Source organism: Gaiella sp. (assembly GCF_057140465.1).
Genome location: NZ_DBNHWK010000101.1, coordinates 62,772 through 89,009 on the forward strand (window position 1 = coordinate 62,772; position 26,238 = coordinate 89,009).

The following is a 26,238-nucleotide window of genomic DNA, read 5'->3' on the forward strand; positions in this document are numbered from 1 at the left end:
TCACCGGCGTACGGCGAGCCCGGCTAGTCGCCCCAGTCGAAATCGCGAGACCGCGTCCAGAGGTTCTCGTCGACGGACGACGCGTCGTCCTCGGCGTCCGCCTCGCCGGGCCACGGCAGCACCGATCGCACCGGCTCCGGCGCTTCGACGCGCTCGAGCGTCTCCTCCAGCCGTGCCTGCTCCTCGGACTTGAACAGCGGGTGGTTCTCGAACGGGTCGTCGGGCTGGTACTCCGTCAACGGCATCTCGCCATCGAGCGCGGCGTTCCGCTCTCGCAGGGCGAGGTGCTCCTCGATCGCACGTGAAAGAGTGGTGTCGGAATCCACCGAGACGAACCTCCGGTCCTCGTCGTAGTGCCTCCCCGCGGGAGTGTACCGCGGAACGAATTCCCTGCAAGCCGGTCACTTCTGACATGTCTGCATGCGCCCGCGCCGATATGCGACGATGCCCCGATGCCGCGCATCCCGCGAAGCCCGACCGCCGTCGCGTTCGTGCTCTATCGAACGTGGGTGAAGCTCCCGCCGGAGCAGCGCCGCCAGCTGCTCGAGGCAGCCCGGAAGCACGGGCCGCAGCTCGCCGCGAAGGCGGCGGGGGCGACGAAGAAGGCGGCGGCCGCCCGACGCGGCCCGGTCTGAGCGCGCTCGACCCGCCCTCGACGGGACGCGCCGTCAGTCGGCGCCGGTGAGCGCGGTGCGGACGATCCGATCCTGCTCGCGCTGGTGCGCAGTCGGGTACCCCTCGCTCGGGCTCGCCCGCCACGGGCGACCCACGTAGCGGCTCGCACTGACCCCGAAGCTCGATCGTGCCGCGTCGTCCAGGCGATGCCTGATCGAGCGCCACGGCCCCATGTTCTGCGGCTCCTCCTGCGCCCAGACGATGTCGTCGAGGTGCGGGTACGACGCGACGAGCGCCGCCACTGCATCGACGGGGAACGGGTAGAGCTGCTCGAGTCGGGCGATCGCCACCGCGTGGGCGCCGGCGCGCTCGTCGTGCCCGACGAGGTCGTAGTACACCTTGCCCGAGCAGAGCACCAGCCGCCGCACCCGCTCCCGGTCGGCGCTCGGGTCGTCGAGCACCATCCTGAACGAGTCGTCTGCGAGCTCCTCGAACGACGATGCGGCGTGCCGGAGGCGGAGCAGGCCCTTCGGCGTCATCACGACGAGCGGCCGCGCGGTCGCATCGAGCGCCTGCCGCCGCAGGAGATGGAAGTACTGCGCCGCGGTCGTCGGGCTGGCGATACGGATGTTGTCCTGGGCCCCCAGCTGCAGGAACCGCTCGAGCCGCGCGCTCGAGTGCTCCGGGCCGTTCCCCTCGTATCCGTGCGGGAGCAGCAACGTGAGCCGCGACGTCTGGCCCCACTTCGAGCGACCGGCGGTGATGAACTGGTCGATCACGACCTGGGCGCTGTTCGCGAAGTCCCCGAACTGGGCTTCCCAGAGCACGAGCGCGTCCGGCGCGGCGACGGAGTAGCCGTACTCGAAGCCGAGCACCGCGAACTCGGAGAGCGGAGAGTTGAACACCTCGAACGACGCGTTCGCGCCCGCGAGGTGCTGGATCGGGGCGAAGATGCCGCCCGTCCGGTGGTCGTGCAGGACGAGGTGTCGATGCGAGAACGTGCCGCGCTCCGTGTCCTGACCCGTGAGTCGGATCGGGATCCCGTCCTCGAGCAGCGACGCGAAGGCGAGCGCCTCCGCCTGGCCCCAGTCGATGCCGCCCTGCTCCATCGCGTCGTTCCTGCGCTCCAGCTGGCGGGCGAGCTTCGGGTTGACCGCGAACCCGGGTGGCACGCGGAGGAGCTCCTCGTTCAGCGCCCGCAGGCGGTCTCCGGACACGGCGGTGATCACGGCGTCGCCGGTGGGTGGGCCGCCCGCCGGCTCCCCCGCCGGCGGCGGCACCGGTGGCGCTTCGGCGATCGCCGCCCGGAGGCGCTCGTGCGCCTCACGGAGCGACTCGGTGGCCGACGTCTCCATCGCCTCGACCTCGTCCTCGGTGAGCACACCCTCCTGCACGAGTTGCTCCGCATACTGCTGGCGAACGGTCGGCTGCGACTCGATCCGCGCGACCTGGAGCGGCTGCGTGTACGACGCCTCGTCCTGCTCGTTGTGCCCGAAGCGCCGGTAGCCGACGAGGTCGATGACGACGTCGTCGCCGAACTCCTCCCGGAAGGCGAGCGCGAGCCGGACCGCCGAGATCGCAGCCTCCGGGTCGTCGGCGTTGACGTGGATGATCGGAACGTCGAACCCCTTGGCGAGGTCGCTGCAGTAGCGCGTCGAGCGGCCCTCGAACGGGTCCGTCGTGAAGCCGACCTGGTTGTTCCCGATCAGGTGGAGGGTGCCGCCCGTCGTGTAGCCGTCGAGGCCCTGGAGGTTGAGCGTCTCGGCAACGATCCCCTGGCCGGCGAACGAGGCGTCGCCGTGGATGAGGAGCGGCAGGGCGACGGTCGGGTCGTGGAGCCCCGGGCCGCCCGACCGGTCCGTCTGCTCGGCACGGGCCCGGCCCTCGACGACGGGGTCGACGGCCTCCAGGTGGCTCGGGTTGGGGATCAGCGCGACGTCGATCTCGCCCGCACGCGTCGCGCGGGTGCCGGAGGCGGGGAGGTGGTACTTCACGTCCCCGGTCCCGCCTTCCGGATCGACGACGAGGGCGTCGTACGACCGCTCTCCCTCGAACTCGCGGAGGATCGACTCGTACGAGCGCCCGACGGCGTGGGCCAGGGCGTTGAGCCGACCGCGGTGGGCCATCCCGATCACCACCTGGTGGGCACCCGATGCCGCGACAGACTCGACCGCCTCGTCGATCATGACGATGAGCACGTCGAGCCCCTCGAGCGAGAACTGCTTCTGCCCGAGGAACGCCCGGCGGAGGTACTGCTCGAAGCCCTCGACCTGCGAGAGCCGCGCGAGCAGCGCTCTGCGCTCCTCGGCCGGGAGCGGCCGACGGAATCGCCCTGACTCGATCGCCTGTCGAAGCCACATGCGCTCGGCGTAGTCCGAGATGTGCTCGACCTCGTACGCGATCGTCCCCGTGTACACGTCCCGCAGCCGGGGAAGCGCGTCCTTCAGCGTCTCTCCTTCGACGGACAGGTTCAGCAGGCGTGCGGGGATCCTCTCCAGCAGCTCCGGCGTCAATGCCGGGTTGAAGCGGGTCTCGTCGAGCGCAGGGTCGCCGATCGGCTCGGATCCCAGCGGATCGAGGCGGGCAGCGAGGTGCCCGTGTGTCCGGTACGCCTTGACGAGACGGGCCGCGGCAGCGATCGCCCCCAGAAGCTCGTCGTCGGGCTCGGACACGTGGCGCTCGTCCGTCGGCGGCGCGGCGCGCACGACCTGCGCCGGTGCCGCGGTTGCGACGGCTGGGGCCGGGGCTGGGGCCGGGGCCGGAGTAGACGGTGCAGCCTCCACGACGACCTCGGCTGCGACCGCCGGCACCACGGGCATCGGAGACGCGCCGGGCCGCGGCGGCTCGTCGACGCGATCGGGGCGTGCGCCTTGCGACGGCGGGGCCGGAGGGGCCGGCGGCGCGGGCGTCGCCCGTGCGACCATGGGGCCCGGACGAGGTGCCTGCGGCTCTGCGAGGCGCCGGAGGCCCGGGAGCGCGAGCAACACGTCACCGTCCCGTTCGAAGACGTCGCGCCACTCGCGGGGGACGCTCGCCGGGGCGTCGAGGTAGTCCTCCAGCAACTGGGCGACGTAGGCGACGTTGAGTCCGTTCAGCTCGTGCCCTGGCATTGCACGAGTTGTAGCAGCGCCCTCACAGAGGCCGCGCGACGATCCCGAGCGAGCGCCGGAGGCCTAGATGATGGGGTTCTCGGTGATCACCACGAGCGTCATCCCGACGACCCAGGCGATCATGGCTGCGACGACGGCGGCGAACGCCAGCCGCTCGAACCGCGTGCTCATGCGCCCCGCGACGATCGCGAGCACGAGGGCGACGGGAGCGGTCCGCGCGGGGTGGGCGTCGAGCTGGAGGAGCAGTCCCAGTCCTGCCGCGATCCCCGAGAGCACGAACGACCCGACTGCGAGCAGGCCGGCGACGGCATCGACCGACGAATGACGCGTGGCGGCGTCCGGGCGATCGATCGTGCTCATCGGCGGACCTCGACACGGGTGACGCCCGACCTCGGACGCCCGGGGATCGGACGGAGGGGACCGCGAGACCGACGACCGGCGGGGCGCGAGCGATCGCCGACGCCCCACGCGGGGCCGGTCGGCGGCGTGTCGGACACCGTGGCGACGACGAGCTGGTCGTCGGCCGGCTCAGCCCGGATCGCCCACCAGACGACCAGCGCGAGGTAGACGACGGGGATCTTGAGCAACACGAGCATGAAGACCGCTTCCCAGACCATGAGCGCGCAGTCTACGCGATGGCGGCGTCGTCACCGAGCTCGGCCGGGACGCCGTCTCTCCCGCCGGGCGATCACGAACGCCGCGACCGCGTTGGCGAGGCCGCCGACGAGGGCGACGACGATCAGCCCCGGCCCGAGCGTCGTCACGGTTCCGCCGTCGTCGGGGAGTTGGTCGACCGACAGCACCGCGACGGGACCGAGCCCCAGGTCGAGCACGGACCCGGACGATGCGACGACGATCACGGCCGCGGTCGCCACCGTGTACGCGAGGACCCCCGCAGCCACGGTCCCGAGGATCGCTGCTCTCACTGTCCGCACGCTTCCCTCCCGTCTCGTGTCGCCACGGTGAGACCGATCGCATGGCCACCGAACGCGCAGCCGGCGAGCGCGAGCGCCGTGCTCTCGACGGGCTGGGCCACTCCCGCCGCGAGCGTCGCCAGCGCGATCGGCACCGAGGGCCCGGCGGCCGCGACGAGCCGGCGCCGGGCTCCGACGAGCCGGCTGTGGATGACGAACGTCCGCGACCCGGCGAGGGCGATCGCCGCCGGGACACCGGACAACGCGAGCGCGTGACCGGCCTCGTGCACGGCGAGACCGACGGCGACGGCGGCCCCGACGGCCAACCAGGCGGTCGGCGGCGCCACCCGCGAGAGCCCGGCCGTCTGCGTCCCGAGCGCCGCCGCGAGCACGCCGAGCGCGACGGCACGCGCCCGGACCGCCGACACGGCGCCCACTCCCGACCGAAGGCGGGAGGTGGTGTCGAGTGCGACCCGCCGCCATGCGGGACGTGGGTACCCACCGGAGGGGGCGAGATGCAGCACGGCGCCGACCCACGAGGCGATGCGCGCAACGGGTCCGCGTCCCCGGTCGACGTTCGCGAGCAGCAGCCGGTTGAGCCGGAACGCGAAGGCGAAGACGTCGTCGCGGGCCTGCCCGGGGTCGAGCCCGTACGCCGCGGCGAGCTCGATCGCGATCTCTCCGAGCGGCCAGCCGGAACGCTCGAGCACGAACCGCGCCGTGGGATTGACGGGAAGCCGGCTCCCCCGAAGGTCGTCGACCACGACGGCTCCTTCGAGACGCACACCGGCTGCGAGCACGACGCTGTCGGCAGGCTCGAGCATCAGGCGCCTCCGACCCGCCTCCACTGGAGCACGCCGGCCAAGGCGCACCAGAGCCCGAGAGCGAGCGCCGTTCCGACGAGGCCGGGCGCACCGACGCGCGCCATGACCTCCTGGACACCGGCGATCCCGGAGACCCCGACCGAGGCGACGGCGACGAACGCCGCGAGCACGGCGGCATCGTCGGCGAGGGACGGAGACCGGCGGGGGACGAGGGCGCCGGCGGCAATCCCTGCGGCCCAGGCGACGATCGCGATCACGGTTCCGTGGAGGGCCGCCACAGCTGCTCCTGCGAGCACGCCGGCACCCACGAGCGGGCCGATCACGGCGAGCACGGCAGCCGCGGTCGCGGCGAGCCACCCGACGGTGATCCGGAGCGGCCGACCCACCGACCAGAGCCACCGCCCCTCGGACACCTTCCCGGCAGCGGACAGCGGCGCGAGCGCGGCTCCGAGCGCCGCGACACCCGATGCCAGGAGCACGGCCGGCCCGATCTCCGCCGCGAGCGCTCCGAGCGCCAGCGACACCGCGCCGAAGCAGAGAGCCGTGACGAGGGCAGGCCGGATGTCCGGCGCCCGCACGAGCACGGCAAGGGCGCTCGCCTCGACCGGGGGCAACACGCGCCGACGCGTGCGGACACGCCGCCGCACGACGGCGGAGGGTCGCCCGGAGGCGACGACGAGCCACAGAGCCCCCGTCGCGACCCCCAGCATCGAGCCCGCGGTGGCCACCCCCACCGCGGAGCCGACCGACCCCGACAACCCCCGGGCCGCGAGCTCGCTCGCCGCACAGATGGCGGCCGCTCCGACCGCGGGCACCCCGAGGCCGATCGGGATCGACACCCTCCGCACGAGCCTGAGCACGCTCTCTGCGACGAGGCCGCCCGTCGCCGTGGAGGCGGCGAGCACGGCGAGCACGCCGGCGGCCGCAGGGACGCCCCCCGGCGACGGGAGACAGACGGTGACGACGGTCGCGACGACCGGCGGGGCGACGAGCACGGTCGTCAGGATCAATCGTGGGAGGACGACGGCGGCGTAGGCCGCCGAGCAGGAGACGGGTGCCGATGCCACCGACCCGCCGAGGGCGGCGACGCCGGGTGACGCCAGCGCCACTGCTGCCCCAGCGGCTGCTGCCGGCAGGACCAGGCCGATCACGACCGCGCGCGCGAGTCGAGCATCCGCGAGGACGGGCGCAAGGATCTCCGCCACGCGCCCACCCGCCCGGACGGCGAGCACCGGCGACAGGGCCCACGCCGCGGTTGCGGTCGCCGTCGCGAGCGGCGCACGCCGGGCCGCGCTCCGGAGGCGCCGCACCTGTGCCCGTGCGGTCGCGTCAAAGAGCGGCCAGCTCACGCCGCACCCGTTCGCGGAGCACGCCCGCTCCGGTCTCGACGAGGAAGACCTCCTCGAGGCTCGACGCGCGGTGCGCCCGGCGCAGGGCGCCTGGCCCACCCGAGGCGAGCACGCGACCGCGCCCGAGCACGACGACGGTGTCGCACAGCTGCTCGGCGAAGTGGAGGTCCTGGGTGGCGAGGAGAACGCCGCTGCCTGCCGCTGCGCGCACACGGAGCGCTTCACGGAGGACGACGACGGCCTCCGGGTCCAGCGTCGCCGTCGCCTCGTCGACGACGACGAGAGGGGCGTCGACCGCGAGGCCAGCGACGATGGAGGCCTGGCGGCGCAGGCCCCGCGACAGCGACCCGAGCCGCACCGCGCGATGCCGGTCGAGGCCCAGGGACCCGGCGACGACGCCCGCACGCCGGCGCCCCCGCTCGCCCGAGCCGTGCAGCGCGAGCACGAGGTCGATGTGCTCGGCCACCGTCAGCTCGTCGAGGCCGCCGGGGTCGTCCGGGACGAGCGCGAGCGCCCTTCGGGCGGACAGCGTGCCCGCAGCGCACCCGGCAACGACCGCCTCCCCGGCATCGAGGCGGACGAGCCCGGCAACCGCGAGGAGCGCCGTCGTCTTCCCGGAGCCGTTCGGGCCGACGAGACCGACGATCTCGCCGTGGTCGACCGAGATGTCCACCCCGTCGAGCGCACAGGTCGTTCCGTACCTCTTGCACATGCCGCGCGCGAGGAGCGGTGGAGAGGCGCCCAGGCGAGCGCCTCCCCACTGCTCGGGCTCAGGGCGCCGACTTGCAGGCAACCTTGAAGCCCTTCCACCCGAACGAGATCTCCGGGTATCCGCCGGTGATCCGGCAGTACGTGGCCCACGCGAGTGCAACCGCGTAGGCGAGACCCACGAACACGACCCACCAGACCGCCTCGTCGGCCTGTGCCGTCTCCGTCTCGAAGCTGATCGCAGGTGCCGTATACGTCGGCTCCGCGAGCGCGAGCGTCGCTCCCATCTCGACCTCCTTCTCCCTTCGTGGCTGACCTCGCTCACGCTACGAGGGGAGGTCGAACGAGGGGGTAGCGGGTTCGTGTCGAAAGGGCGACTGGCCCTTCACATCGTGCTAACGCGGCATCGCTAGCGTGGATGTCGATCGTCCCCCTCAAGGAGGTAGCTTCCCCGTGAGACGTCTCGTTCTCTTGTTCGCCGTCGCCAGCGTCGTGGCTGCTGCAGCAACCGCGACCGGCGTCGCAGCCGACCGGATGTGGGTCGGCTTCCACGACGACCCGGTGCTCCGATTCGACGGCGGCCGACAGGAGGCGCTCGACCGCGCCGGACAGAACGGCGCATCCATCGTCCGAACGCTCGTCCAATGGCATCTCACTGCACCGACGAGGCCGGCGAACCCACGCGACCCCTTCGATCCCGCGTACCAGTTCGACGACCTCGACGAGTTCATCCGCAATGCGCAGCAGCGCGACATGGAGGTGCTGATCACGATCTGGGGCACCCCGTCGTGGGCCAGCGGACAGTCGAAGCCGCAGTACATGCCGAAGCGCTGGAGCGACTTCCAGGCCTTCGCACAGGCGGTCGCAGCGCGCTATTCGGGGCGGTACCCGGGATACCCGTACGTGGGCTTCTACGGCATCTGGAACGAGTCGAACCTCGGCACGTTCTTCCTTCCCCAGTTCAACAGCAAGGGGAAGATCGTGTCCCCCGCGCTGTACGCGAGGCTCGCCGCCGCCGGGATCGCGGGCATCAAGAGCGGGAACCCGAAGGCCCTCGTCGCGATCGGCGAGACGTCGTCGAACGGTCGGAACCGGAAGCGACAGGGGCAGACCGACACCGTCGCCCCCGCGACGTTCATGCAGGGCATCGCGAAGGCGAACAAGCGCCTCCGCTTCGACGCCTGGGCCCAGCATCCGTATCCGTTCCCCGTGAGCCAGAAGCCGAACCAGAAGCTGCGCTACCCGAACGTGGGCCTCACGTCCCTGAAGCAGTTCGAGAAGGACCTCGACAAGCGCTTCGGGCGCACGAACATCCCGATCTGGATCACGGAGTACGGTCACGAGACGAAGCCGGGCGAGCCGAAGGGCGTCACCGAGGCGCAGCAAGCGGCGTACGTCCGGCAGGCGATGACGATCGCGCGCAAGGATCAGCGCGTCGAGATGTTCGTCTGGTTCGTGATGCAGGACTCGCAGGGCAGCCTCTGGCAGAGCGGCATCTATCGCGGCGACGGGGGCGCGAAGCCCGCGCAGCCGCGATTCGCGAGCTCGGCGACGCCCGTCGATGCGCGAAACGGCCTGATCCGCGTCCGCGGGGGCTCCCGCAACCCGGCCGCGACCGTCTACGTCCGCTCGTTCTGCGCGAACAACGCGGCGGGAACGACGGTCGGCACGACGACCCGCGTCTCGCTCGGCGCGACCCTCGTCGGGGTTCAGCAGACGGCGGTGCCCCTCGGGGCGGACTGCACGGTGCGGCTGCGCCTGCCGGTGACGGTCGCGAAGGGGAAGCGGTACACGGCGGTGGTCGAGCTCAACACCGAGAACGGGCGCTTCGCGACCCGGACGATCACGGTCGTCGGAGCGTGACCACTCCTTGAGCGGATCGCGCGGCGAGCCGGTCGGTGCGGAGACGCACCGCCGGCTCGCCGTCGACCTCTACAACCACGCGTGGGGGCTGCTCGAGCAGGGTCGGCGCTCGGTGGCCGCGAACGACGAGCTCGTCCACGCGCCCATGCCTCGCGCTGGCACTGGGGGAGGGTCGGCACGACCGCCAACCTCGCGCGGCGGAGTGGCTGTGCGCTCGCGTCTACGCGACGCTCGGCCATCCCGAGCCCGCTCTCCGGCACGCGGGGCGCTGCCTCGACCTCGTCGAGGCCGGGGGCGAGGGCTTCGAGGAATGGGATCGCGCCGCCGCCCTCGAGGCGGTCGCCCGCGCCAGGCTCGAGGCGGGCGATCTCCCGGGAGCGCGCAACGCCTGCGCGCTGGCGACCAACGCCCTCACCGCGATCACCGATCCCGACGACCGCGCACAGATCGCGGCGGAGCTCGACGGCCTCGCCGGGCTGCTCGACCGCGCGTAGGGCTCCCGGTGCACGCACCGGGGGAGTGGAGCCGACGGGGCTCGAACCCGTGACCTTTTGGCTGCCAGCCAAACGCTCTCCCAGCTGAGCTACGGCCCCAGAGCGACGAATTGTAGATCGTCGTGCGACCCGCCGCCGAGCGCCGCCGCGGTGGCCCGCTGACCGTCGGGCAGGCTACCGCAGGTGCGGCGCGAGGAACGCCTCGAGCGCCGGGAGCGGCTGGGCACCGACGATGCGCTCAAGCTCGACGCCGTCGCGCACGAGCACGAGCAGGGGGATGCTGGACGTCTGGAAACGCGCGGCGAGACCGGGGCTCCGGTCGACGTCGACCTTGACGACCTTCAGCGACCCCGCGTGCCGGGCCGCGAGCCGCTCGAGCACGGGCGCGACGGCGTGGCACGGGCCGCACCAGGGCGCCCAGAAGTCGACGAGCGCTGGGATCGGCCCGCGCGCCTCCTCGGCGAACGACCCGTCGTCCGCCTCGACGATCCACGGCACACGCTCACCGCAGCCCGGGCACTTCGGCGGCCCCGGCGCGGCGCGCCGCACACGGAGCTTCTTGCCGCACGTCGAGCACGCGACGACCGAGGCGTCCATGTCGGCGCTCAGCCCGCGGCCGCGACCTTCGGCACGTCGTGCCACAGGTCCTCGAGGCGGTAGTACTCGCGCGTCTCCGGCGTGAACACGTGGAGCACGACGTCGAGGTAGTCGTCGACGATCCAGGTCGCCTCGGGGAGCCCGCTGACGGAGCGCGGCAACAGACGGTGCTCGTGCTTCAGCGCGCCCGCGACGTCGTCGTGGATCGCCTTGGTCTGGCGCGGGTTTCGCCCCGTGGCGATCACGAAGTAGTCCGTGTAGTCACACACCGAGCGCATGTCGAGGATCGCGACGTCGGCTGCCAGCTTCTCCTCACAGAGGGCGGCGATGCGTCGGGCTTGCTCGAGCGGGGTCAGTCGGGTGCGTCCTCTCCGATGTCGTCCAGGAGTCTATCCCGACGCCGGCTCGCCGCGGGCGCCGCGGTACAGGCCGCGGCGTGCTATCTCACCGGCGACCTCCGGCGTGACGAGCCCCTCGATCGACGTCCCCGCGGCGACCATCGACCTGATCGAGGACGACGAGACCGGCTGTGGTGGGATCTCGAAGAACGTCACCCGGTCGGGCCGACGCAGCCCGGCGAGCACGGGCTCCAACTGGGCCCGCGGGTACCCCGGTCGCGTGGCAACGGCGAGACGGGCCAGCTCGAGCACACGGTCGGGCTGCTTCCAGTCGAGGAACGACGCGAACTCGTCGGCCCCGACGAGGAAGATCGGATCGTCGAGCGCGAGCTCCTCGAGCGAGTCGACGGTCCGGTCGTGCGGGTCGAGCGCGACCTCGGCCCCGGGGAGCGCCGCGAACGCGACGCGCGCGAGCGCGAGACGATCCTCCGCAGGCGTGGCGACGTGCTTGTGCCCCGGGGACACGACGACGCGGACGAGCAGCCGCTGGAGGCCGAAGCGCTCGATCGCCCGCCGTGCGAGCGTCACGTGCCCGACGTGCGGAGGGTCGAACGCACCTCCGAGGAGACCCGTCACGGCGTCCACTCGAGCTCCTCGCCGCCGATCTCGACGATCATCCCCCGCCGTGCCCCGGCGTCCCGCAGCGCCTCCTCCAGCTCGTCGTCGGGCGGCGGCTCTCCGACGACGCGAAGCCCGCGATCCGTGCGCAGGACGCGAAAGCCGCGCCGGCGGGCCGGGCGCGGGCGGTACTCGAGGAACTCCGGGAGCCCGTCGCCGTCGCCGTCGGGCCCGGGAGCCGACTCGGGGCAGAGGCGGAAGAGCTCGCGGACGAGGGCGTCGATCCCGGCGCCGGTCGCGCAGGAGACGCGCAGGACGCCCACGATGCGCGGGTCGACGACCGTGAACGGCGCCGGCTCGAACGTGAGATCGGCCTTGTTGAGCACGACGAGCTGGAGGCGCTGCTCGAGATCGGCGCCGTACAGGGCGAGCTCGCGGTCGACGATCGCGAACCGGTCGTCCGCGTCGCCCTCGGAGCCGTCGATCACGTGGACGAGCACCTGTGCCCGCTCGAGGTGCGCGAGGAACTCGTGCCCGAGGCCGACGCCGGCGCTCGCGCCCTCGATCAGCCCCGGGACGTCCGCGACGGTGAGCTGCCTGTCGTCGGGGCCGTCGACCGTCCCCAACACCGGTGTGAGCGTGGTGAACGGGTACTCGGCGACCTTCGGCCGGGCATTCGAGATCCGCCGGAGCAGCGACGACTTCCCGGCGTTCGGGAGCCCGGCCAGCGCGGCGTCGGCGAGGAGCTTGAGGCGAAGCTCGAGCTCCCGCTCCTCGCCCGGGAGACCCGTCTCTGCGAACCGCGGCGTCTGCCGCGTCGGGGTCGCGAAGCGCGCGTTGCCACGGCCCCCGCTGCCGCCGCGCGCGACGACGACGCGGGCTCCCGGGTGCGCGAGGTCGACGAGGAGCATGTCGTCCTCGAATGCCTGCGTTCCGACCGGCAAGCGCAGGGTGACGTCGTCTCCGTCTGCCCCGTGCCTCCGGCTCCCGCCCCCGTTGCCTCCCCGAGCGCCCCGGTACACGGCCTTCCCGCGCAGCGTCGAGAGATCACGAAGCGCCGGGTCGGCGACGAGCACGACATCGCCGCCACGCCCGCCGTCACCGCCGTCGGGCCCTCCCTTCGGCACGTGCTTCTCCCGGCGGAAGCTGAGGCCCCCGTCCCCCCCGCGGCCGGCCTCGACCCGGATCTGCGCTCGGTCGTGGACCATCGTCCTCCGTCCGGAGGATGCGCTCCCGATCCGCCGGACGACGGACCGAGGGCCGGCGTCGGCGCGCCGATCGTGGGTACGCGCTAGACCTGTTCGGTGACCGCGACCGTGCGACGGTCGCCGGAGCGCCGGAACTCGACGACGCCCTCGCGCAGCGCGAACAGGGTGTCGTCGCGGCCGAGCCCGACACCGGGCCCCGGGCGGAACCGCGTGCCGCGCTGCCGCACGATGATCATGCCGGCCTTCACCTGCTGCCCGGCGAAGATCTTCACGCCGAGGCGCTTGCTCTCGGAGTCGCGCCCGTTCTTCGAGGAGCCGAGCCCCTTCTTGTGTGCCATGTCCTACCCGCCTTCCTGGCCGGCGATCGCGGACTCGAGCACGGTGAGCGCGCCCTTCCGCTTTCCGTGCTCCTGCTCGTACTCGAGAGCGGCCCGAAGGGCGGCCGGCTCCCATCCCGCAACCGCATCCTTGATCTGGGCGATCGTCATGCTCTCGTATCCCTCGGGCACCGACCCGGCGGCGGCGGGAGCCGCGTCCGTCTTCGGCTCCGCCTTCGCGGCACGCGTGCGCTTCGCGGCCGCCCCGGTGCCGATCGACTCGATCTCGACCTTCGTCAGGGCAGCGCGAAAGCCCGTGTGCCTCCGGTAGCCCGTCCGCTTGCGGTACTTGCCGATCCGGATCTTCGGGCCTCGCTCCTGCCCGACGACGCGGGCCGTGACCGTGAGGCCCTCGGGCGCGATCGCGGTGTCGCCGTCACCGCCGACCAGCAGCACGGGCGGCGTGAACGTCTCACCGTCGTCGAGCGCGATGCGATCGACCAGGACCTGCTGGCCCTCGCGGACGCGGTACTGCTTGCCGCCGATGGAGACGATTGCGTAGCTCATGGAAGGAAGAGGTTGCGGGCGTCTGCAGGGGAATCGCGGGCAGGCGCCCGCGAGCCGTCGCATGATAGCGAATCCCCCGTGCGGCGAATCGACCGAGCGCCGCCGGGTCGGCGCGCCCGGGCCGCGCTACGCGTCGAAGTCGTCCTCCCACTCGGACATCGGCACGTAGTCGCCGCCGCCCGCGGTCACGGTCGCCGTCGCCGCGTGTTCGGGCTCGTCGTCGCCGCTTCCCGACGCCGCCTGGGCCCCGGCTCCGGCCGGCTTGCGCCGGCGCCGCCCGCCGCGCGAGCCACGTCGAGCCTTCTTCTTCGGCTTCTCCCCGTCCGCCGCCGCGCCGGGCGCGGGCTCCGCGTCGGCCTCCGCCTCCGCCTCCGCCTCTGCCTCCGCAGCGACACCGGCAGCGGGCGCAGCGGCGGCGGCAGCGCCGTCGCCGGCGGCCTCACCACGGCCGGAGTCCGGCGTATGGATCTTCGGGGTGCGTGGTGCCGCACGCCGTGCCTTCGGCTTCGGCTCGGGCGTCGTCTCCGCGACGGCCTCGACCGGCGGCTCGCCCGAGGTCCGGCCGTCCTCCTCCGGCTCGCCCGCCGGCGCCTCCTCGACCGCTGCGCCCCCTGCGGGCTCGGTCGGCTTCTTCTTGCGCCGCCGCCCACCTCGGGAGCCTCGGCGGGTCTTCTTCTTCGGCTTCTCGGCCTCGCCTTCACCGGGCGCCTCTCCCCCCTCCGAAGCGGGTTCGGCAGCCGCGGCCTCCGCGGCCGTCTCCGTCTCCGTCTCGGCGGTCTCCTCGGCCTCGGCGGTCTCCTCGGCCTCGGCGGTCTCCTCGGCCTCGGCGGTCACCGCGGCGGCGGGCTGCGCTCCCTCGGGGGGCTCAGCCTCCCGCTTTCCCTTCGCGGCCGCCGCACGGCGCGCCGGGGCCCGTGTCGGCTTCTCCGCCTCGCTCTCGAACGTGATCGGTGCGGGCGGCGCGCCAGCGTCGACGAGCGTCGCGAAGACCTGCCCGTCGAGGACACGGCCGACCCGGATCTTGACGCGCTTGCCGACGCGGGCGGCGGCGCCGGCGACGACGACGTCGCTGCCGTCCAGCTTCCCGACGCCCGCGGAGGGATCGTGGAGGCCGACCTCGACGAGCTTCAGCTCGAGCTCCGCGTCCTCGGCCACCGACGACGGGGGCTGGAGGTCGTCGCGCTTCCCCTCGGCGAGCACGTCGAAGTGGTCCGCGTGCACGTGACCCTCGGCGGGAGCGAGGAAGAACCGTCGCCGTGTCGATGCCTCGAGCGCGGCGAGACGATCGCCGCCGGGGCCGACGACCAGCGACAGCGTCTGGGGATGGAGTGCCACCTTGTAGGCCTGCACGCCCCGCGCACCTGCGGCCGCGAGCGCGCGGAGCCGGCGCTCGACGCCCATGGCGATCGTGGCGTCCGAGACGACGATCCCGTCGCCGCCGCACGCCGGGCACTTCCGCGTCATCACCTCGCGCGGGCCCTCGGTGACGTTCTGCCGCGTCATCTCGACGAGGCCGAGCGGCGAGATCTCGACGACGTACGTCTTCGTCCGGTCGCGCTCGAGCTCCGTGCGGAGCGCCTCCTCGACGGCCTGGCGGTTCTTCGGGTTCGCCATGTCGATGAAGTCGATGACGATGATCCCACCGATGTCCCGCAGCCGAAGCTGGCGGACGACCTCCTTCACGGCCTCGAGGTTGTTCTTGACGATCGTGTCCTCGAGCCGCTGGGTCGAGCTCTTCTTCCGTGAGCCCACGAAGCGGCCGGTGTTCACGTCGATGACCGTGAACGCCTCGGCGTAGTCGAAGACGAGGTAGCCCCCGGAAGGGAGGTCGACGCGGCGGTCGAGCGTGGACGCGATCTCGCGCTCGACACCGTAGCGCTCGAACAGCGGCACCTTCTCCTTGTCGCGATGCACCCGCTCCAGCATGTGCGGCGAGGTCTTCTTGAGGTAGCCGACGATCCGCCGGTGCGCCCGATCGTCGTCGACGTACGCCGCGACGAAGTCGCCCGCGAAGAGGTCACGGACGATGCGTAGCGGCAGCTCCGCCTCCTGGTACACGAGCTCGGGCGCCGACGCGGCCTTCGCCCGCGCCTGGATCGTCTTCCACAGCCGCTCGAGGAACACGAGGTCGCGCTCGATGTCCTCGGGCGACGCGCCGTCGGCGGCGGTGCGGACGATCACGCCGCCGTGCTTCGGCTCGATCCCGCGGAGGATCTCCTTCAGGCGCTGCCGCTCCGCCTCCTCGATGCGCCGGGAGACGCCGAGGCCCTCGCCGTAGGGCACGTACACGAGGAAGCGGCCGGGCAGCGAGATCTCGGTGGTGAGGCGGGCACCCTTCGTCTTCATCGGGTCCTTGACCGCCTGCACGAGGATCTGCTGGCCGCGCTGGATGAGGTCGGTGATGCGCTTCCCCTCGCGCGCCTTCCCTTCGAGCTCGGGCGCGACGATCTCGTCGACGTAGAGGAACCCGTTCTTCTCGAGGCCGATCTCGACGAACGCGGCCTCCATGCCGGGCAAGACGTTGTCGACGACGCCGAGGTAGATGTTCCCGGCGATCGACCGACGCTCCGGCCGTTCGAGGTACACCTCCGCGACGCGGTCGTCCTCGAGGATCGCGACGCGCTGCTCGCCGGCGTCGACGGAGATCAGGAGCTCCCGCTTCGCGGCCGGCAGCGGCGCGCGCCGCGGGGCCTGCTTGCGTCGGCCGCCGCCTCGACCGCCGCCACGCTTGCTCGCTCCCTTGTCGCCGTCGGCACGACGCTCCGCGGGCTGCCGCCCCTGGCGAGCCGCCCGGCGCGGTGCGGCGGCGTCGGCTGTCGCTCCGTCCCCGTCGCTCGGGGTCGAGGTCGACGTCGAGGCCGACGCAGTGCGCTTCCGGCGGTTGCGCCCGCCGCGGCTTCCCCGGCGCCGTCTGCGTCGTTCGGCGTCGGTGACCGCCCCTTCGGGCGGCGTCGCGTCAGCGTTGTCGTCGTCTGCTGCCGGCGTCTCGGCCGGCGTCTCTGCCTGTGCTGCGGCGGTTTCCTCCCCCGCGCGCTCGGTCTTCTTCAGAAATCGGAACCAGGGCAAGGATCGGGTCTCCTCCTGTCTGCGCGCACCAACCGGGCGCCGCCTCGGCGGCTGCCGTCGTCGCGCAGCATCGTGTGTGGAAATCGGCGGCCATGAGCCTCGACTCCAAGGCTAGCAGCGACGGGGGTCGAGGCTCGACGCGTGGTCGCGCGGCCGGAGGCGTCCGGCACGGGGACCACCCGCGGCTGGAGGTGTCGGCGCTAGGCTGCGGCCGGCTTGAGGCGTGCCCGCCGCGCCCGCACGGCCCGCAGCCGCTGCGAGAGGCGCGCCCACGCCCACGGCTCGACCTCTCCGTACCGCGTGTGCATCTGCCCACGGGTCGCTTCCAGGTACTCGAACCACGCATCCGCCTCTTCGATCTGGAGCAGCTCTTCAGCCAGTTCAGTGTCCGCCACAGTGCCTCCTGGTCGTGCGAGTCCGCGCCATCCTAGGACCGGGTCCGGACGGACCCGCTCGTCGGTGGCCCGGTCAGGAGGAGATGCGTAGGCCCGGACGCGACGCTGCGAGGGCGCCGAGGGCGAGCGTCGCTCCGGCGGCGACGACGGCGCGGGCCGGCGCGCCCCGGTAGGGCAGCGCGCGTACGAGGCTGCGGGCGGCGAGCCCGAGGGTCAGCGTGATCACCGGCTCGGGCCGAGCGGACACACCCGCGAGGACGGGGAGGTCGGGGTCATCGGCACCGGCAGCGGCGGAGACGTCGCGGAGGAGCCGCGTCTGGATGAAGAGGAGTGGCATCAGGTGCGCCCGCGCGCCCCAGGGAGCGGCAGCCAGGGCGGCGGCGACGACGGCGGCCCGCTCGATCAGGTGACGCGTCACGGCGGGCGCGAGGACGGGAAGGCGTGCCGCGAGGGGCGCCGCGGCGCGTCCTCCGGCGCGGGCGATCGCGGCGGCGATCTCGTCGATCGGGAAGCCTCGACCCGGCGGGCAGTCGACGACGTCCGTCGCGAGGACGTACGGGACGTCGCCGGCGTGACCCGTCTGGACGGCGACGACGGGGGTGAGGCGGCGGGTCGCAGCCCGGAGGGTCGCGAGCTGGGCCACGGACGGCTCGCCGGCGAGGACGCACACGACCACGGAGGCGCGGGCCGGGTCTCCGTCCGCCACGACGAGCGAGGCGTCGCCGCCTGCCGCGAGTGCACGTGCGAGCTGCGCCGCGAGCGGACCGATGACGACGACCGGCCCGGAGGGCGACACGTGCGGCGCCGTGTCCTCGCGCGCGAGCCGCACGAGCGCGCCGACCGGGACGCCGCCCACCCTCATCTGCGCCCCCCGGCGTGCGCCCCACGGGCGTGGATCGACTGGAGGATGCCGATCGCGACCAGGTTCGAGACCATCGAGGAGCCGCCGACGGTGAAGAACGGCAGCGGGATCCCGGTCACGGGGGCGATGCCCATCGTCATCCCGACGTTGACGAAGATCTGGAAGAGGAAGGCGAACACGATCCCGCCGGCGACGATCGCCCCGTAGAGGTCGCTGGCGACGGTGGCGACCCGCAATGCGCGCCAGACGACCAGGAGGTAGAGGAGGAGGAGGATCGATGCGCCGAAGAAGCCGCGCTGCTCGGCGAACGAGGCGAACACGAAGTCGGTCGCGTGCTCGGGCAGGTAGTCGAGACGCGTCTGGCTCGCCTCCCGGACGCCGCGGCCGTCGAGGCCCCCCGCACCGATCGCGGTGATCGACTGGGTGACGTTGTACGTGAGCCCGCCCGGGTCGGAGGCCGGGTCGACGAAGCCCGTGAGGCGGGCGGTCTGGTACGGCTTCAGCACCTCGACCCCGGCCGACGGGAGGAACCACAGGACACCGGCGGCGACGCAGCCCACGACGAGGGTGAGGACCGCCAGGTGGAGCCAGCGGACGCCGGCGAGGAAGAGCACGGCCCCGACCGCGGCGCCGTAGACGAGCGCCGTGCCGAGATCGGGCTGGAGGAAGACGAGAACGGCGGGCACCATGCCGAGGCCGACCGCCACGAGCACCGTGCGGAGCTGCCGGGCCCGACCCTGCCGCTCGACGAGGAAGCCGGCGATCGCGAGCACGAGCGCGACCTTGCCGAGCTCCGACGGCTGCAGCTGGAACGGCCCGACCTCGATCCACCGCTTCGACCCGCGGACGGCGTCCGCGACGACGATCACGGCCACCATCATCGCCACCATCGCGCCGTAGACGAGCCGCCAGTGGCGGCGGTAGACACCGGTCGGGATCAGCGTGGCGCACACGAGCCCGACGGTCCCGAGCACCACGGCGACGACCTGTCGGTCGAAGTAGTAGTCCGGAGAGCCGGGGATGTCGAACCGCGTGATGCCGTCGACCGCCCAGAGGCCGTAGGCGACGAGCGCGCCGACGGTGGCCAGCAGGACCCAGTCGAGCCGACGGGCGAATCCGCCGACGGCGCCGAACCCGACGTGCTGAGCGCGCGACGGCAGAGGGCGACGTGGGGTGTCGACGATCAATCCGTCTCCACGAGGATCGGGGCCGGAGCCTTGACGCCGAAGAACTGCTCGAAGACCTTGAGCGCCGCGGGCGCAGCGGCGGTGCTGCCGTGGCCGCCGTTCTCGATCACGGCGCAGACGACGATGCGGGCGTCGTCGGCCGGACCGTATCCGCACCACCACGACTGGTCCTCGAGGTGGTCGGGCGGGTACCCGGGGATCGGGACGACCTTCTCGGCCGTCCCGGTCTTGCCGGCGATCGGGACCGGGTAGGTCGAGAAGACGCCGGACGAGGTGCCGTTCACGGAGTGGGTGGCCGAGTACAGGCCCTCCCTGATCACCGACAGCGCCTCACCGTCGACGCCCGCGTCGCGCGGCGGGTCCGGAGCGAAGCGCCGCAGCACGACCGAGCGCTGCGCGTTGGCGGCCGGCGTGTCCACCTCCGAGACGACGTACGGGGTCACGAGCTTGCCGCCGTTCGCGATCATCGCGTAGAACCGCGCCATCTGGAGGGGCGTGACCGTGACGTCCTTCTGGCCGATCGCGAGCTGGATCGAGTCGCCCGGGTTCCACGCGCGGTCCCAGTCGCTCGTGAACGTCTTCTTCCGCCAGCCGGGAGTCGGCACGAGCCCGTCCGACTCACCGCCGATGTCGAGGCCCGTGATCCCACCGAAGCCGAAGATGCTCGCCCAGTCCTGCATGCGTGACCACCGCTGCACGCCGGAGGTGTAGAAGCGGTAGCCGACGTCGTAGAAGTACGTGTCGCACGACGTCGCCATCGCCTCCGGCAGCGCCATCGGCCGGTTCACGTTCGGGTCCCAGTTCCTGAAGACCTGCTTGTCGAGCCCGTACTCGGCGCGCGGCGTGCAGCGGATCGACTCGTACGGCTCGAGCAGGTGCTCCTGCATCGCCGCCAGCGCCGTGACCGGCTTCCACGTCGATCCCGGCGGGTACTCGACCTGCGTGGCGCGATTCAGACCCGGGTAGTTCGCCTCCTTCGCAGCGTCAGCGTCGAGCAGCGGCGCGAGCTTCTTCGGGTCGACGCGCCCCACGTACACGGACGGCTTGAACGTCGGATACGAGGCCATCGCGAGCACGGCGCCGTCCCGCGGGTCGAGGGCGACGATCGCGCCGCCGTTCGCGTAGAAGGAGTCGTTCTCCCGCGCGGTCTCGATCCCGAAGCGGAGGGCCTTCTCGGCCGTCCGCTGGAGGCCGAGGTCGAGCGTCAGGCGAACGGCGTTCCCGGGGCGCGGGTCGCGCCGGAGCTCGAGGCGACTCTGCGGCTGGCCGAGCGAGTCGACCCGGATCTGTGCGAGCCCCGTGGCGCCGCGCAGGTACTCGTCGAAGCGTGCCTCGATGCCGCTCTTGCCGATCTTGTCGCCGAGCACGTACCCGTCCTTCGCCTTGCGCTTCAGCTCCGCGCCCGAGATCTCGCCGACGTACCCGAGGATCTGTGCGGCGGTCGACTGGTACCGGTAGTCGCGGAGGTACGTCTGCTGGATCTGGACGCCGGGGAACTCGGCCTGGTGCTCGTACAGGTACGCGATCTGCTCCTCGTGCACCGCGGTCTTGACCGTGATCGGGGTCAGCGGATCCGCGAGCCCCTCGTCGACGGCGCGCGCGAGGCTCAGCGGCGGGATGTCCAGCACCGCCGCGAGACGACGGATGACGTCGAACCGCCCCTTCGCCGGCAGGTCCCCGACCCAGAGCTTCACCGCCGTGCCGGGGACGTTCTCGACGATCACCTTGCCGTTGCGGTCGATGATCGGTCCCCGCGGGGCCTCGAGCCGGATCGACCGCAGCTGATTCGACTGGGCGGCGTCGAGGTACTTCTCCCCGGAGAGCACCTGCAGCGACCAGAGCCGGACGAGGAGCACCGCGAACACGGCGAGGGCGACGGCGCCGAGCACGCCCACGCGGAGCGCCAGCCCCGGCGTGAGCCGGTACGGGGCGGTGACGCCGGGGTCCGGCGGGAGGAACCGCGGCGAAGACGAGCGAGGCTCGCCGTACGGCGTGGTGGAGCTCATCGCGGCGCGCCCCGCCCTCGTCGGGACTGACGGCACCGTGCGGCGGGCCTACGCAACGAGCTCGACCTCCTGGGTGCGCTCGACGCGCGGCTCGCCGACCGCCCACCGGGTGAAGGGGACGAACACGACTGCGAGGGCGACGTTGAGCAGCACCGCGGGAACGAGACCCGCGCCGATCGCGCGCAGGTCGACCGCGTCACCGAGCAGGAAGTGCACGACGGCCCCCCCGACGGCCACGAGCACGGTCATCACGGCGACCGCGAGGTAGGGAGCGGCGTTCCGGCCGCGCCCGGTCGTCTCGCCGTAGCGCCCCGCCCAGAACCCGGCGAGCGTGAGCAGGAGCGACGACACGCCGAGCACGCCGAGCGTGGCGGTGTCGACGATCAGGCCTCCGCCGAACCCCGCGATCGCCCCGGCGAGCGACCCCCGGTGGAAGGCGACGGCGACGACGACCACGAGCAGGAGGTCGGGGGTCGTCCCCAGCACGTCGATGCCCGAGACGACGGCGACCTGGACGATCGCGGCGGCGAACACGAGCACGCCGGCCCTGATCGCCGTGATCACGGCCGCTCCCCCTCGGTCGGGACGAGCACGAGGACGGAGTCGAGCGACCGGAAGTCGGCGAAGGGCTCCACGAGCACCTGCTTGTACAGGTCGGTGTCCGCCTGGCCGACGCTCGTCACCCGGCCGATCGGGATGCCTCGGGGATAGAGGGACGAGAGCTGGCCGACACGCCACCCTGCGGTGACGATCGAGTCGCCGACCCGCACGACGTCCTCCTTCGGCACGCGGTCGAGAACGAGCGTGGAGCGCGCCGCGCGTCCGTGCCGGACGACGCCAGCGGCGTTCGTCCTCGCGTCGACGGCGGACACGGCGCTCCGGTCGTCCGTGAGCAGCGTCACGCGGGCCGTCCGGTTCGAGACGCGCGTCACCAGGCCGACGAGCCCGTCCTGCGTGAGGACGGGGTCGTTGCGCTGGATGCCGTCCGCGCTTCCGGCCGCGATCACGACCGCCTGCGAGAACGCACCCGCCGGGCGGCCGATCACGGCGGCCGCGACACCGTCGTACCCGCCCGGGAAGGACGGGCCGTCACGGAATGCGAGCAGGGCCTTGAGCCGCGCGTTCTCGCGGGTCGAGAGCTCGACCCGGGCGGCCTGCTGGCGCAGCACCTCGTTCTCCTCGCGCAGCCGCTCCACGTCGGAGCGCGCCGTGAGGAGCCCGTCGAACCAGCCGTAGCCGTCCTCGAACGGCTCCGCGACGCGCTCGGCCAGGACCTGGAACGGCCGCAGCGCGCTCGCACCGGCCTCCTGCGCCCGGTCGAGCGGGCCGCCTCCGTCGTCGCGGAAGGACAACGTGATCAGCGCGAAGGCGACGAGGACGAGCACGCCGACGACGACCCGGCGGCGAAGCTGGGTGGTCGTGCGCGAAGGGCTCTGACCCGGGGCGGGACGCCGCAGAGGCGCACCCAGCACCGCCGGGCGTGCGGTGCGGTTACGAGGCACTTCGAGCCAGTGTAGATGCCGGAGGAGCGGACGTCCGCTCCCCACCGGGTCCGTTGCCGCCTCCTACCGACGGCTGCCGTTGCGGCGCACCCGCGCCCGGCTGGCGCGATGGATCGCCTCGAACTCCTCGAGGCTGCGGCCGGACCCGACGGCGACGCAGGTCAGCGGGCTCTCGGCGAGGTGCACAGGCATGTGCGTCTCGTGCCTGAGACGGTCGTCCATGCCCTGGAGCAGCGCCCCGCCGCCGGCGAGGACGATGCCGCGGTCCATGATGTCGGCGGCGAGCTCCGGGGGCGTCTTGTCGAGCGTCGACTTGATGGCGTCGATGATCTGCGCGACCGGCTCGTCGAGCGCTCGGCGCACCTCCTCGGACGAGATGATCACCGTCTTCGGGAGCCCGGTGAGCATGTCGCGCCCCCGGACCTCCGCCTGGAGCTCCTCGGGCAGCCGGAACGCCGAGCCGACCTCGAGCTTGATCTCCTCGGCCGTCTGCTGCCCGACGAGGAGCTTGTACTCCTTCTTGATGTGGTTGACGATCGCCTCGTCCATCTCGTCGCCGCCGACGCGGAGCGACTGGGAGACGACGATGCCGCCGAGCGAGATCACCGCGACCTCGGTCGTGCCGCCGCCGATGTCCACGATCATGTTCCCGGTCGGCTCCGCGACCGGGAGGCCGGCGCCGATCGCCGCAGCCATCGGCTCCTCGATCAGGTACGCCTGGCGGGCACCGGCCGACAGCGTCGCCTCCTCGACGGCGCGCTTCTCGACCCCGGTCACGCCGGACGGGACGCAGACGACGACGCGGGGGTGGGCGAACCGGTGCTGGTGCACCTTCTGGATGAAGTGCCGCAGCATCTGCTCCGTCACGTCGAAGTCGGCGATCACGCCGTCCTTCAGCGGACGGATCGCCGAGATCGACCCGGGGGTGCGGCCGAGCATGCGCTTGGCCTCGACGCCGACGGCGTGCACGTCGCCGCTGCGCTGGTCGATCGCGACGACCGACGGCTCGGAGAGCACGATGCCCCGTCCGCGGACGTACACGAGCGTGTTGGCGGTGCCGAGGTCGACGGCCATGTCGCGGCCGCCGAAACCGGTCATCGAGCGAAACAGCCCCATGGGAGGCGGAGTGTAGCGACCCCGCGATTTGCAGGGAGGTTCTTCCCCGACGGCGCGCGCGGCGATCGGGCGCCGACGGGGCGCGACCGGTTCGTGCGCGCGCGGACGGGCGGGCGTCGGGGCGGACGTCAGTGGAGCGCGAGCAGCTCGGGCGCGTGGTGCTCGAGCAGGTCGACGAGCAGCGCTCCCGGGAGCCCGACGACGTTCAGGTAGTCGCCGTCGATCCGCGCGACGAGGCGGCCGCCGAGCCCCTGGATCGCGTACGCGCCCGCCCTCCCCTCCCATTCGCGGCTCGCGAGGTACGCCTTCAGGTCGAGCGGCGTGAGCAGGCGGAAGGTGACGTCGGTGAGCTCGTGGTGGACGAGCTCGAACCCGGGACCGAGCAGGCAGATGCCCGAGAGCACCGTGTGGGTGCGACCCGACAGCTGCCGCAGCATGCGCTGGGCGTCCTGCTCGTCCGCCGGCTTGCCGTAGATGCGGCCGTCGAGCTGCACCGTCGTGTCCACGCCGAGCGTCACCCGGCCCTCGACGTGCACCGACCGGGCCTTTCCGACGGCGTGGTCGCGCACGAGCGCGGTCGCCTGCGCATCGGGCGGGTCGTGCTCCTGGTAGCTCGGCGGCACCACCTCGAACGGGACGCGCAGCTGCTCGAGGATCGCCCGCCGCTGGGGCGAGGTCGACGCGAGGACGAGTGGCGCCGTCATGTCCGCTTCCGCGCCACCCAGATCTCCTCCGCCGGCCACTGGCGCGACCACTCGAGGGAGAACGCGTCGTAGTACTCGTGGTCGACCGCGTCCTCGGGCGGGTACACCTCGACGAGGTCGACGACGTCGAAGCCGGTGCGCGTGAGCAGCCGGAACAGCTCGCCGTGCGGGAGATGCCACTCGACCCCGGTCGTGTCCGGCCACTCCAGGCGGCCGAGACCGCGTTGCGGACGCTGCAACGATCGGGTCGGTGGCCCCTCGTCCGGGAAGCAGATCACCGAGAGCGTGCTGTTGCGGAAGAACCACAACCGGCCTCCGGGCCGCAGCAGCCGGTGGGCCTCGGGGAGCCAGGCGCGGGGATCGCACCAGATGCTCGCCCCGTACTCGGACACGGCGAGGTCGAAGCTCGCGTCCGGGAGCGGGACGTCCTCCGCGCTCGCCTCGATCAGGGGGAACTCGAGCCCGAACCGCTCCTGGCAGCGCCGCGCGGTCGCGAGCTGGGCCGGGGTCACGTCGACACCGACCGGCCGCGCTCCGCGGCGCGCGAGCCACGCCGAGACGTAGGCCGTGCCGCAGCCGAGCTCGACGACATCGAGCCCGGCGACGTCGCCGAGCGTCCGGAGCTCGTCCTCGGGGGCGCCGAACACGCCCCACGTGATCTCGTCGGCGGCCCAGCGCTCGGGCGCCTGCCGATCCGTGTACTCGGCGTTCGCGGTCGTCCAGTCCTCGCGGTTGCGCAGGGCGTCCTCGGAGAGCTCGCTCACGGGCCCGATGCTACGCGCCCGTCGGCAGGTCGACCAGCGCGAGCCAGCCCGACGTCCCGGCGCCTTGGGCCCGCGCGGCGGAGCCGGGCGCGCCCGGGCGTCAGAGCAGCCCGTCGGGGAAGAAGAGCTTGAGCTCGCGGCGGGCGCTCGCCCTCGAGTCCGACCCGTGCACGATGTTCTCGCCGAGGAGGGTCGCGTAGTCGCCGCGGATCGTGCCGGGAGCCGAGTCCTTCGGGTTCGTCGCCCCCATCATCGTCCGCACTCCCGCGATCGCGTCCTCCCCGGCGACGGCGAGGGCGAGCACGGGGCCCGACGTGATGAAGTCGACGAGGTCGGCGAAGAACGGCTTGCCCTTGTGCTCCGCGTAGTGCTGGCGCGCGACCGCCTTCGTGATGCGGATCAGCCGCGCCCCGCGGAGCACGTACCCCCGGCGCTCGAAGCGCGCGACGATCTCGCCGCAGAGGCCCCGGCCGACGCCGTCCGGCTTGACGAGGACGAGTGTGGTCTCGACGGCCATGGGCCGGGCAGTCTAGCGCCCCTGCCGCGGGCGCCGCGGCTGCGGCAGCGGCTGCAGCACGTCGTCCGAGAGCATCGACGGCGGCACGGGCGCGGCGCAGTGCGGGCACGCCTGCCAGAGCGGCTCGAGCGGCGAGCCGCACTCGGCGCAGGCCTGCTTGAGCCGCGTCGTGCAGACCGGGCAGACGAGATACGTCGACTCGACGCGGCCGCGGCAGACGGGGCAGCGCAGGTCGCGCTCGGCGAGGCGCTCCTCGATCGCACGGATCTCGAGCTCGCGCTCGCGCACGTCCTCCAGGTACTCGGGCGGGCGGAAGAACAGGTACAGGATCGGGCCGAGGAACGGCGGCACCAGCCCGAGGACGACCGCCATCGCGACCAGCCACCCGTCGTCGATGCGCCGCCGCGCGTCCTTGTAGACCCAGTACGCGGTGGCGAGCCAGAGCAGCACGACGACCAGCACCGCGAGGTTCCGGCTCACGGTCCACGTGGCGGAGTCGAAGAACGACTCGTCTGCGGCGAGGGGGAGGGTCGCGGTCGTCACAGGAGCAGCTTGCCGAGGATATACCCGAGCGCGAACGACACGCCGACGATCACC

30 protein-coding genes and 1 tRNA gene are annotated in these 26,238 nt (G+C 72.8%); 3 read left to right on the forward strand and 28 right to left on the reverse strand.

Going from position 1 to position 26,238, the window contains the following annotated elements; translation table 11 throughout:
• Positions 1-23: 23 nt before the first annotated feature.
• Positions 24-326 carry a hypothetical protein gene (locus AC162C_RS14230; RefSeq protein ID WP_462972602.1) on the reverse strand — a complete coding sequence of 101 codons (303 nt, stop codon included), beginning with the start codon at positions 324-326 and terminating at the stop codon, positions 24-26.
• A 126-nt stretch (positions 327-452) separates the two neighbouring features.
• On the opposite strand from AC162C_RS14230, the gene AC162C_RS14235 reads away from it, so the two are divergent.
• Positions 453-635 carry a hypothetical protein gene (locus AC162C_RS14235; protein WP_462972603.1) on the forward strand — a complete coding sequence of 61 codons (183 nt, stop codon included), beginning with the start codon at positions 453-455 and terminating at the stop codon, positions 633-635.
• A gap of 33 nt (positions 636-668) precedes the next feature.
• Here the strand turns inward: AC162C_RS14235 and AC162C_RS14240 are convergent, their stop codons facing one another.
• The 8 genes from AC162C_RS14240 to AC162C_RS14275 form a co-directional block, all read right to left on the reverse strand.
• Entirely contained in the window at positions 669-3,725 is a 3,057-nt protein-coding gene (locus AC162C_RS14240; RefSeq protein WP_484098106.1) for a 2-oxoglutarate dehydrogenase E1 component, read from the reverse strand.
• Between the two features lie 63 nt (positions 3,726-3,788).
• Positions 3,789-4,085 (reverse strand): hypothetical protein, encoded by a 297-nt coding sequence (locus AC162C_RS14245; protein WP_484098107.1) that lies wholly within the window; start codon positions 4,083-4,085, stop codon positions 3,789-3,791.
• Positions 4,082-4,342 carry a hypothetical protein gene (locus tag AC162C_RS14250; RefSeq protein WP_484098108.1) on the reverse strand — a complete coding sequence of 87 codons (261 nt, stop codon included), beginning with the start codon at positions 4,340-4,342 and terminating at the stop codon, positions 4,082-4,084. The genes AC162C_RS14245 and AC162C_RS14250 overlap by 4 nt, the downstream gene beginning before the upstream one ends.
• Positions 4,343-4,372: 30 nt before the next feature.
• The gene (locus AC162C_RS14255; protein WP_484098109.1) at positions 4,373-4,627 is read right to left on the reverse strand and encodes a hypothetical protein; all 255 of its coding nucleotides are present in this window, start codon (positions 4,625-4,627) and stop codon (positions 4,373-4,375) included.
• Positions 4,628-4,647: 20 nt separating this feature from the next.
• The gene (locus AC162C_RS14260) at positions 4,648-5,463 is read right to left on the reverse strand and encodes a PqqD family protein (protein WP_484098110.1); all 816 of its coding nucleotides are present in this window, start codon (positions 5,461-5,463) and stop codon (positions 4,648-4,650) included.
• Positions 5,463-6,812 carry a hypothetical protein gene (locus AC162C_RS14265; RefSeq protein ID WP_484098111.1) on the reverse strand — a complete coding sequence of 450 codons (1,350 nt, stop codon included), beginning with the start codon at positions 6,810-6,812 and terminating at the stop codon, positions 5,463-5,465. Before AC162C_RS14265 ends, AC162C_RS14260 begins: the two co-directional genes overlap by 1 nt.
• On the reverse strand, positions 6,793-7,524 hold the full coding sequence (locus AC162C_RS14270) for an ABC transporter ATP-binding protein (RefSeq protein WP_484098112.1): 732 nt from the start codon (positions 7,522-7,524) through the stop codon (positions 6,793-6,795). Before AC162C_RS14270 ends, AC162C_RS14265 begins: the two co-directional genes overlap by 20 nt.
• 58 nt (positions 7,525-7,582) lie before the next feature.
• Positions 7,583-7,807 carry a hypothetical protein gene (locus AC162C_RS14275; protein ID WP_484098113.1) on the reverse strand — a complete coding sequence of 75 codons (225 nt, stop codon included), beginning with the start codon at positions 7,805-7,807 and terminating at the stop codon, positions 7,583-7,585.
• A 166-nt stretch (positions 7,808-7,973) separates the two neighbouring features.
• On the opposite strand from AC162C_RS14275, the gene AC162C_RS14280 reads away from it, so the two are divergent.
• Together AC162C_RS14280 and AC162C_RS14285 are read left to right on the forward strand one after the other, a co-directional pair.
• Entirely contained in the window at positions 7,974-9,383 is a 1,410-nt protein-coding gene (locus tag AC162C_RS14280; RefSeq protein ID WP_484098114.1) for a cellulase family glycosylhydrolase, read from the forward strand.
• 35 nt (positions 9,384-9,418) lie between these two features.
• A complete protein-coding gene (locus tag AC162C_RS14285) occupies positions 9,419-9,877 on the forward strand; it encodes a hypothetical protein (RefSeq protein WP_484098115.1) in 459 nt (152 codons plus the stop codon).
• A gap of 26 nt (positions 9,878-9,903) precedes the next feature.
• On the opposite strand, the gene AC162C_RS14290 is transcribed toward AC162C_RS14285, so the two are convergent.
• The 19 genes from AC162C_RS14290 to AC162C_RS14380 all read right to left on the reverse strand — a co-directional run bounded on the left by AC162C_RS14290 (position 9,904) and on the right by AC162C_RS14380 (position 26,184).
• Positions 9,904-9,976: transfer RNA gene (locus AC162C_RS14290), tRNA-Ala, on the reverse strand.
• A 75-nt stretch (positions 9,977-10,051) separates the two neighbouring features.
• Positions 10,052-10,474, reverse strand: a complete 423-nt coding sequence (locus AC162C_RS14295) for a thioredoxin family protein (RefSeq protein WP_484098116.1) — start codon at positions 10,472-10,474, stop codon at positions 10,052-10,054.
• Between the two features lie 8 nt (positions 10,475-10,482).
• Positions 10,483-10,830, reverse strand: coding sequence for a ribosome silencing factor (rsfS, locus tag AC162C_RS14300; RefSeq protein ID WP_462972650.1), 348 nt, complete (start codon positions 10,828-10,830; stop codon positions 10,483-10,485).
• Between the two features lie 33 nt (positions 10,831-10,863).
• Positions 10,864-11,448 (reverse strand): nicotinate-nicotinamide nucleotide adenylyltransferase, encoded by a 585-nt coding sequence (locus tag AC162C_RS14305; protein ID WP_484098117.1) that lies wholly within the window; start codon positions 11,446-11,448, stop codon positions 10,864-10,866.
• Positions 11,445-12,638: an Obg family GTPase CgtA gene (gene cgtA / locus AC162C_RS14310; RefSeq protein ID WP_484098118.1), complete on the reverse strand. Its 1,194-nt coding sequence runs from the start codon at positions 12,636-12,638 to the stop codon at positions 11,445-11,447. Before cgtA ends, AC162C_RS14305 begins: the two co-directional genes overlap by 4 nt.
• A gap of 83 nt (positions 12,639-12,721) precedes the next feature.
• Positions 12,722-12,976 (reverse strand): 50S ribosomal protein L27, encoded by a 255-nt coding sequence (gene rpmA / locus AC162C_RS14315; protein ID WP_462972617.1) that lies wholly within the window; start codon positions 12,974-12,976, stop codon positions 12,722-12,724.
• 3 nt (positions 12,977-12,979) lie between these two features.
• On the reverse strand, positions 12,980-13,522 hold the full coding sequence (gene rplU / locus AC162C_RS14320) for a 50S ribosomal protein L21 (protein WP_484098119.1): 543 nt from the start codon (positions 13,520-13,522) through the stop codon (positions 12,980-12,982).
• A gap of 126 nt (positions 13,523-13,648) precedes the next feature.
• Positions 13,649-16,588 (reverse strand): Rne/Rng family ribonuclease, encoded by a 2,940-nt coding sequence (locus AC162C_RS14325; RefSeq protein ID WP_484098120.1) that lies wholly within the window; start codon positions 16,586-16,588, stop codon positions 13,649-13,651.
• 200 nt (positions 16,589-16,788) lie between these two features.
• A complete protein-coding gene (locus AC162C_RS14330; protein ID WP_462972620.1) occupies positions 16,789-16,983 on the reverse strand; it encodes a hypothetical protein in 195 nt (64 codons plus the stop codon).
• Positions 16,984-17,056: 73 nt separating this feature from the next.
• Positions 17,057-17,845, reverse strand: coding sequence for a hypothetical protein (locus AC162C_RS14335; RefSeq protein ID WP_484098121.1), 789 nt, complete (start codon positions 17,843-17,845; stop codon positions 17,057-17,059).
• Positions 17,842-19,032 carry a rod shape-determining protein RodA gene (rodA, locus tag AC162C_RS14340; protein ID WP_484098122.1) on the reverse strand — a complete coding sequence of 397 codons (1,191 nt, stop codon included), beginning with the start codon at positions 19,030-19,032 and terminating at the stop codon, positions 17,842-17,844. Before rodA ends, AC162C_RS14335 begins: the two co-directional genes overlap by 4 nt.
• Entirely contained in the window at positions 19,029-21,038 is a 2,010-nt protein-coding gene (mrdA, locus tag AC162C_RS14345) for a penicillin-binding protein 2 (RefSeq protein WP_484098123.1), read from the reverse strand. The genes rodA and mrdA overlap by 4 nt, the downstream gene beginning before the upstream one ends.
• A gap of 48 nt (positions 21,039-21,086) precedes the next feature.
• Complete coding sequence (mreD, locus tag AC162C_RS14350) at positions 21,087-21,602, reverse strand: rod shape-determining protein MreD (protein WP_484098124.1); 516 nt, start codon at positions 21,600-21,602, stop codon at positions 21,087-21,089.
• Positions 21,599-22,540, reverse strand: coding sequence for a rod shape-determining protein MreC (gene mreC, locus AC162C_RS14355; RefSeq protein ID WP_484098125.1), 942 nt, complete (start codon positions 22,538-22,540; stop codon positions 21,599-21,601). The genes mreD and mreC overlap by 4 nt, the downstream gene beginning before the upstream one ends.
• Before the next feature lie 63 nt (positions 22,541-22,603).
• The gene (locus AC162C_RS14360) at positions 22,604-23,656 is read right to left on the reverse strand and encodes a rod shape-determining protein (RefSeq protein WP_484098126.1); all 1,053 of its coding nucleotides are present in this window, start codon (positions 23,654-23,656) and stop codon (positions 22,604-22,606) included.
• 128 nt (positions 23,657-23,784) lie between these two features.
• Positions 23,785-24,360, reverse strand: coding sequence for a Maf family protein (locus AC162C_RS14365; protein WP_484098127.1), 576 nt, complete (start codon positions 24,358-24,360; stop codon positions 23,785-23,787).
• Positions 24,357-25,124, reverse strand: a complete 768-nt coding sequence (locus AC162C_RS14370; RefSeq protein WP_484098128.1) for a class I SAM-dependent methyltransferase — start codon at positions 25,122-25,124, stop codon at positions 24,357-24,359. The genes AC162C_RS14365 and AC162C_RS14370 overlap by 4 nt, the downstream gene beginning before the upstream one ends.
• A gap of 100 nt (positions 25,125-25,224) precedes the next feature.
• Positions 25,225-25,641: a nucleoside-diphosphate kinase gene (gene ndk / locus AC162C_RS14375; protein WP_462972629.1), complete on the reverse strand. Its 417-nt coding sequence runs from the start codon at positions 25,639-25,641 to the stop codon at positions 25,225-25,227.
• Positions 25,642-25,653: 12 nt separating this feature from the next.
• Positions 25,654-26,184, reverse strand: coding sequence for a zinc ribbon domain-containing protein (locus AC162C_RS14380; protein WP_462972630.1), 531 nt, complete (start codon positions 26,182-26,184; stop codon positions 25,654-25,656).
• Between the last annotated feature and the right edge of the window lie 54 nt (positions 26,185-26,238).